The sequence below is a fragment of the Rudaea sp. genome, from assembly GCF_036383415.1.
In the GTDB taxonomy this organism is placed as follows: domain Bacteria; phylum Pseudomonadota; class Gammaproteobacteria; order Xanthomonadales; family Rhodanobacteraceae; genus Rudaea.
The window spans coordinates 1-6,960 of record NZ_DASVOK010000121.1 but is presented as its reverse complement, the minus strand read 5'-3'; the positions used below and the strand labels follow the sequence as shown (position 1 = coordinate 6,960).

Here is a 6,960-nt window from a genome sequence, read left to right as displayed (position 1 = left end):
GGATCAGCAGCCGCGGCTCGTTCATCATCGCGCGTGCGATCATAAGGCGCCGCTTCATGCCGCCCGACAGCGTGCGCGTGACCGCATTCGCCTTGTCCCAGAGCGCAAGTTCCTTGAGGTATTTCTCCGCGCGCTCGCGCGCGACGCCACGTTCGATGCCGTAGAAACCCGCCTGGTTGATGCAGATGTCGAGCGGCGTTTCGAACAGGTTGAAGTTGATCTCCTGCGGCACGAGACCGATCATCTGCATCGCCCGGCTGCGATCGGTGCGTACCGAATGGCCGAACACGCGCACGTCGCCCGAACTGGGATTGACGAGCGAGGAAATGATGCCGATCAGGGTGGATTTGCCCGCGCCATTCGGCCCGAGCAGGGCATAGAAATCGCCGGCCTGGACAGTGAGGGAAATGCCCTTGAGGGCTTCGACGCCCGTGGCGTAGGTCTTGCGCAGGTCGGCGACTTCGAGTGCCGGAACGGATGCTGGAGCGTTGCTCATGGCTGCTTTGACGAGGCTAAGCGCGTAGTATAGCGGCCTTTGATTTTTGCGGATTTGGTTTTTTCAAGTGGCCGAACACTTTTCCCTGCGTCTTGCCGACAGCCGCATGCTCGCCCCGAGCGTGCGCCATCTCGCCTTCGAACGCGCCGACGGTGCGCCGTTCGCCTTCCTGCCTGGCCAGTTCGTGCAGGTGCATTTCCACTACGCCGACGGCAAGCCGACCAAGCGCAGCTACTCCGTCGCAACGATCGGCGCGGGTGACGGCTCCGCCGTGGATCGAGTCGAGATGGCGGTGTCCTATGTCGACGGCGGCGCGGCGACCGCGCTGCTCGGCGGCCTCGAATCCGGCGGCACGATCGAGGCGAGCGGCCCGTACGGCCGCTTCTGCCTGATGGACAACGACGCGAACGGACGCTACGTGCTCGTCGCCACCGGCACCGGCGTGACGCCGTATCGCGCGATGCTGCCGCAATTGAAGACGCTGTTCGCCAAGCGCGACGTCGAAGTCGCGCTGATCTACGGCGCGCGCAACGAGGCCGAGCTGCTTTACGGCGACGAGTTCGAAGCGTTCGCGCGCGAAAACCCGCAATTTCGTTTCTATGCCTGCTTCTCGCGCACCGCGCGCGCGCAGCCGCGTGCGCATGACCGCAACGGCCGCGTGCAGGTCGCGCTGGAGGAAATCCAGCCCGACGCGGCGCGCGACATCGCCTATCTCTGCGGCAATCCGGACATGGTCGACCAGAGCTTCAACCTGCTCAAGGAAGCCGGCCTGCCGATTCCGCATATCCGCCGCGAGAAATACGTTTCCTCGCGCTGATCCTGCACCTGCCGTCGCGAGGGCGTTTCGCGATGTAAAGGACACTTGACAATCCTCCGACCTCGGCGCAGCATGCGCATGTCAAGCATGCTTGACACACCCGACGGACCGCACTGCGAGGATTTGTGATGACGCGTCTCTCCAAGACCCAGCACGACCTGCGTGTATTCGCCGCCATGGCGGTCTATGTCGTGTTGCTCCTCATCCTGCTCCCGCATGCGCGCCGCGCCGAAGACTCTTTGCTCCGTCTCGTTTACGCCCTGCTTCCGGTGTTGCCGCTTCTGTATGTCGTCTGGCTGCTCGGCCGGCGCATCTGGCAGGCCGACGAGCTCGAGCAGCGCACGCACCTGATCGGCTTGGGCGTCGCCAGCGCGGTGGTCGGCGTATTCAGCCTGATCGGCGGTTTTCTCGCCATCACCAAAGCCCTGCCGCAGGAAGCCCCCGCCCTGCTCCTGATATGGGTGTTCCCGATCCTGCTGTTCAGCTATGGCCTGGTGCGCGAGTGGGCGGCGCGGCACTACGGCGGTGGTCTCTGCGACGAGGCCGACGGCATGCCAGCGCATGTCCGGCTTCTGATCGTCGCGCTCATATTCGGCGCCGTCGGCGCATGGTCATACTTCCACTCTACCGATAATTTCGCCTTTGGCGTGTTCTGCGGCATTGCGACAGCATTCTTCGGAGCCGCCGTGGTTTTCGGTTTGCGCCGCTGGCTCAGGCCAGGGAACCACGCAGGCGATCGATGAACAACAAGGTGCGCGAACTGCGCGGCGAGCGTGGCTGGTCGCAGGGCGACCTTGCCGAAAAGCTCGACGTGTCGCGGCAGACGGTCAACGCGATCGAGACCGGCAAGTACGATCCGAGCCTGCCGCTCGCGTTCCGCATTGCCAAGCTGTTCCGCATGACGATCGAATCGATTTTTCAACCGGGGAAGGATTGAAGCATGAGCAAGAGAAACCTGTTCCGGCTCGCGTTGCTGCTGGTCGCAGCTGGCGTGCTGGCATGGAAGCACTTCGCAGCGCCACGCGCAGGCGGTAGCGACGCGCCCGCACGCAGCATGAGCAAGGCGATTCCCGCGAACGCACGCGAGTTCACCCTTGGCACGTTTGCGTTCAAGGCCTGCGAGCTGCCGCAGAAGAAGTCCGGCGCGACGACCGCGGCGTTCTGTGCACCGTTCGCCGTATCGGAAAACCGCGACGATCCCGCGAGCCGCAAGATCGACCTCAACCTCGCCCTGATCAAGAGCGTCGACGAGCGCGCGGATGCCGACATCGTCGTCTTCCTCGCCGGCGGGCCGGGCCAGGCGGCGGTCGAAACCTGGCCGCAGATCGCCGGCGCGCTCGCCCCGCTGCGCAAGCACCACCACATCCTGCTGCTCGACCAGCGCGGCACCGGCAAATCGCATCCGCTCGACTGCGAGGCGACCAAGGATGACGAAAAGAACCGCGCGCAGGTCGGCGAAACCGACAGCGGCATCGACGTCGCCAAGCTGCGCGAGGCGACGGCGAAGTGCCTCGCCGAAGTCGAAAAGAAAGCCGACCCGCGCTATTACACGACCACGGTCGCGGCGCGCGATCTCGAAGATCTGCGTCTCGCGCTCGGCGCGCCGCAGTTCGACCTCGTTGGCGTGTCCTACGGCACGCGCATGGCGCAGCAATACCTGATGCGCTATCCCGATGGCGTGCGTAGCGTCGTGCTCGATTCGGTCGCGCCGAACGAGCTGATCTTCGGCCAGGACTTCGCGCGCAATCTCGAGGATGCGCTGCAGGCGCAGTTCGCACTGTGCGGTAAGGACACCGCTTGCGCCAAGGCGTTCGGCGATTCCTACGCCAGCCTGGTCAAGCTGCGCGACGCGTTGCGCGCGCAACCGCGCGACTATTCGCTGCGCGATCCGATCACGTTCAAGGCGACCGATCTGCGCCTTACCGCGAACCGCCTCGCCGGCCTCGTGCGCATGTTCGCCTACTCACCCGAGACCGCGGCGCTGCTGCCGCTGTCGATCGCCGAGGGCCTCAAGGGCAACTACACGCCGCTCGCGGGACAGGCACAGCTGCTGCACGACGACATGTCCGGCACGATGAACGGCGGCATGCAGGCCTCGGTCGTCTGCAGCGAGGATGCCGACCTGATCAAGCCCGATCCGAACGATGCGCAGACGCTGCTCGGCACGAGCCTGACCGATGCGATCACCGCGATGTGCGCGGTCTGGCCGCACGGCGCGATGCCGGCGGATTTCCACGCGCAGCTCAAGTCCGACAAACCCATCCTCGTGCTCGAAGGCGAGCTCGATCCGGTGACGCCGCCGCGCTACGGCCAGCAGGTGATGAAGGGTCTCGCGAACGCGAAGCTGATCGTCGCCAACGGCCAAGGCCACAACGTCATCGGCCGCGGCTGCATCCCGAAACTCGTCGGCGAGTTCGTCGAGAAACTCAATCCGAAAACGCTCGATGTGAAATGCGCCGACGCGCTGGGGCCGATTCCCGCACTGGTCGATTTCAACGGAGCCGCGCCATGATCGAAGTCAAGGATCTGCACAAAACGTTCGGCTCGGGCGCGAAGAAAGTCGTCGCCGTGGACGGCGTCAGCTTCACCGCGCGCGACGGCGAGATCACCGGCCTGCTCGGTCCCAACGGCGCGGGCAAGACGACGACGCTGCGCTGCCTGTACACGCTGATGCAGCCCGAGTCCGGCCAGGTGCTCGTCGACGGCATCGACGCGGCGGTCTCACCTCTGACCGTGAGACGCAGCCTGGGCGTGTTGCCCGACGCTCGAGGTCTGTACAAACGCCTGACCGCGCGCGAGAACATCGCCTACTTCGGCCAGCTGCACGGTCTCGACGATGCGACGATCCGCACGCGCAGCGACGCCGCGATCCGCGCGCTCGAGATGGACGACATCGCCGACCGCCGCACCGAGGGCTTCTCGCAGGGCCAGCGCGTCAAGACCGCGATCGCGCGCGCGCTCGTGCACGACCCGAAGAACGTGATTCTCGACGAGCCGACCAACGGCCTCGACGTGATGGCGACGCGGGCGATGCGCGCCTTCCTCAGACAACTGAAATCCGAAGGACGTTGCGTGCTGTTCTCCTCGCACATCATGCAGGAGGTCGCCGCACTCTGCGATCGCATCGTCGTGATCGCGCGCGGCCGCGTCGTCGCCGACGAGTCGCCCGACGCACTGCGCGCGCAAACCGGCGAGGCGAATCTCGAAGACGCCTTCGTCAAGCTGATCGGCAGTGACGAGGGGCTCGCCGCATGATCGTTGTCAACTTGGTTCATATGGAGGCCGCATGAACACCGCCACCACGACTTTCGCGCGCATCGCCTGCCGCCTCCGCCGCGAGGACGATCTGCTGATCGCACTCTCCATCTTCGTCGTCTGTTTCGTGCTGTTCGCGAGGTGAACATGAAATCCGCCCTGATCGTTTTCCTCAAGGAAGTGCGCGAGAACCTGCGCGACAAGCGCACCGTGATCAACACGCTGGTCACCGGCCCGCTCATGGGCCCGCTGCTGTTCGTGGTGCTGATCAACACACTGGTCTCGCGCGAACTGGAAAAAGCCGAGGCGCCACTGAAGCTGCCGGTGATCGGCGCCGAGCACGCGCCGAACCTGATCGAGGCGCTCAAGCAGCAGCGCATCGAGATCCAGCCCGGGCCCGCCGACGCCGAACGCGCCGTGCGCGAGCAGGATGCCGACGTCGTGCTGCGCATCCCGCCGCGTTACGCGGAAAGCTGGAACAAGGGCGAGCCGGCCCAGGTCGAGCTCGTCTTCGACGAATCGCAGCGCGATGCGCAGAGCGCCGTACGCCGCCTGCAGGGCACGCTCGACGCCTACGGTCAGCGCACCGGCGCGCTGCGCCTGCTCGCGCGAGGTCTGTCGCCGTCGGTGATGAAACCAGTTGTCGTCGCCGAGCGCGACCAGTCCACGCCGCAGAGCCGCTCGGGGCAGATGTTCGGCATCCTGCCCTACTTCTTCATCCTTGGCGCCTTGATCGGCGGCATGGCACTCGCGATCGACACGACCGCGGGCGAGCGCGAGCGCCAGTCGCTCGAACCCTTGCTCGCCAATCCGGTGCCGCGCGGACAGATCCTCGCCGGCAAGCTCGCGACGACGACCGCGTTCTCCATGACGACCGTGCTGCTGAGCATGGTCGCATTCGGCATCGCGAGCCGCTTCCTGCCGACCGACAAGCTCGGCATGGACCTGCATCTCGGCGTCGGCTTCGTCCTCAAGGGACTGTTCGTCATGCTGCCGCTCGCCGCGCTGCTCGCCGGCCTGCAGACCATGGTCGCCGCATTCGCGAAGAGCTATCGCGAGGCGCAGACCTGGCTCGGCCTGCTCACGTTCGTGCCGGCGATCCCGACCATGCTGCTTACCGTGCTGCCATTCAAGCCGCTGACCTGGATGTACGCCGTGCCGCTGATGGGCCAACAGATTGCGCTGACCCGCTTCCTGCGGGGCGAGATGGTGAGTTCCGACGCGCTCGTGCTCTGCTTCGTCTGCACGACGCTGGCGGCACTGGCGGTGTACTTCATCACCACGCGCATCTATCGCAGCGAGCGGCTGGCGATTTCGGCGTAGCGCAGTGGATGTCTTTGCAGTTGCTTGTCATTCCAATGCAAGCTGCCTGCGAAATTGACTCCGCCTAAATAAAATCGCCAAAACCGCGATTCGATGCAGCGACATATAAAGCCCTCCTTGTCGAAGCAGCAATGTCTTTATCCGCGCGCCAGCGCAATTGCTTCATCGCGCGTGAGCTGGCGGCTTTCGCTGTCGCGGCGGCCGCGATATTCGAACGTGCCTGAGGCCAGGCCGCGTTCGGACACGACGATGCGGTGCGGAATGCCGATCAGTTCGATGTCAGCGAACATCGCGCCGGGGCGCAGGCCGCGGTCATCGAGCACGGTGTCGATGCCTGCGGCGTTGAGTTCATCGTAAAGCGCGGTCGCTGCTTCATTGACCTTGGCATCGTTCTTCGGATTGATCATGCACACTGCGACGCGCCACGGCGCCATGGGCTCGGGCCAGATGATGCCGGCTTCGTCGTGGTTCTGCTCGATCGCCGCGGCGACGATGCGCGACACGCCGATGCCGTAGCAGCCCATCTGCATCGGCCGGTTCTTGCCGTCGGCGTCGAGCACGCTCGCGTTCATTGCTTCGGAATACCTGGTGCCGAGCGCGAACACGTGGCCGACTTCGATGCCACGCGCGATCTTCAGCGTGCCTTTTCCATCGGGCGACGCGTCGCCTTCGACGACCTTGCGGATATCGGCGACGACGTCGGGCTCGGCCAGATCGCGGCCCCAGTTGACGCCGGCGGTATGGAAGTCGACCTTGTTCGCGCCGACGACGAAATCGGCCATCGCCGCGACCTCGCGGTCGGCCACGACATGCACCTTGCTTCGATCCACGCCGACCGGACCGAGATACCCGGGCTTCGCGCCGAGCGCATCGAGGATTTCCTGTTCGGTTGCCAGGCGATATTCGCCAAGTCCGGCGATTTTCTGCAGCTTGACCTCGTTGACCTCGTGGTCGCCGCGCACGAGCGCGAGGACGAAGCCCTGTTCACCGATCACGCAGACCGACTTCACCGTGCGCTTGATGTCGATGCCGAGCAGTGCGGCGACGTCGGCGCAGGTCGACTTGCCCG

Annotated in this window: 8 protein-coding genes; 6 read left to right on the top strand and 2 right to left on the bottom strand. The window is 65.1% G+C overall.

Annotated elements, in window-relative coordinates:
• A partial coding sequence (locus VF497_RS04605; RefSeq protein ID WP_330886463.1) for an ABC transporter ATP-binding protein occupies window positions 1–496 on the bottom strand: 496 nt, incomplete at its 3' end.
• Window positions 497–563: 67 nt separating this feature from the next.
• Here VF497_RS04605 and VF497_RS04600 point away from each other — a divergent pair.
• From VF497_RS04600 to VF497_RS04575, 6 genes are all read left to right on the top strand, one after another.
• Complete coding sequence (locus VF497_RS04600; RefSeq protein WP_330886462.1) at window positions 564–1,313, top strand: FAD-binding oxidoreductase; 750 nt, start codon at window positions 564–566, stop codon at window positions 1,311–1,313.
• Between the two features lie 128 nt (window positions 1,314–1,441).
• Window positions 1,442–2,056 (top strand): hypothetical protein, encoded by a 615-nt coding sequence (locus tag VF497_RS04595; RefSeq protein WP_330886461.1) that lies wholly within the window; start codon window positions 1,442–1,444, stop codon window positions 2,054–2,056.
• Entirely contained in the window at window positions 2,053–2,250 is a 198-nt protein-coding gene (locus VF497_RS04590; protein ID WP_018972572.1) for a helix-turn-helix transcriptional regulator, read from the top strand. The genes VF497_RS04595 and VF497_RS04590 overlap by 4 nt, the downstream gene beginning before the upstream one ends.
• Window positions 2,251–2,253: 3 nt before the next feature.
• Window positions 2,254–3,825 carry an alpha/beta hydrolase gene (locus VF497_RS04585; RefSeq protein WP_330886460.1) on the top strand — a complete coding sequence of 524 codons (1,572 nt, stop codon included), beginning with the start codon at window positions 2,254–2,256 and terminating at the stop codon, window positions 3,823–3,825.
• Window positions 3,822–4,568 (top strand): ATP-binding cassette domain-containing protein, encoded by a 747-nt coding sequence (locus VF497_RS04580; protein WP_330886459.1) that lies wholly within the window; start codon window positions 3,822–3,824, stop codon window positions 4,566–4,568. Before VF497_RS04585 ends, VF497_RS04580 begins: the two co-directional genes overlap by 4 nt.
• A gap of 147 nt (window positions 4,569–4,715) precedes the next feature.
• A complete protein-coding gene (locus tag VF497_RS04575; RefSeq protein WP_330886458.1) occupies window positions 4,716–5,891 on the top strand; it encodes an ABC transporter permease in 1,176 nt (391 codons plus the stop codon).
• Window positions 5,892–6,028: 137 nt separating this feature from the next.
• On the opposite strand, the gene proS is transcribed toward VF497_RS04575, so the two are convergent.
• The coding region (gene proS, locus VF497_RS04570) for a proline--tRNA ligase (protein WP_330886457.1) at window positions 6,029–6,960 on the bottom strand (932 nt) is incomplete at its 5' end.

Excerpts from the sequence above, each read along its gene's own strand:
- VF497_RS04595 (WP_330886461.1), top strand. The coding sequence starts at position 1,442 with ATGACGCGTCTCTCCAAGACCCAGCACGACCTGCGTGTATTCGCCGCC.
- VF497_RS04590 (WP_018972572.1), top strand. The coding sequence starts at position 2,053 with ATGAACAACAAGGTGCGCGAACTGCGCGGCGAGCGTGGCTGGTCGCAG.
- VF497_RS04585 (WP_330886460.1), top strand. The coding sequence starts at position 2,254 with ATGAGCAAGAGAAACCTGTTCCGGCTCGCGTTGCTGCTGGTCGCAGCT.
- VF497_RS04580 (WP_330886459.1), top strand. The coding sequence starts at position 3,822 with ATGATCGAAGTCAAGGATCTGCACAAAACGTTCGGCTCGGGCGCGAAG.
- VF497_RS04575 (WP_330886458.1), top strand. The coding sequence starts at position 4,716 with ATGAAATCCGCCCTGATCGTTTTCCTCAAGGAAGTGCGCGAGAACCTG.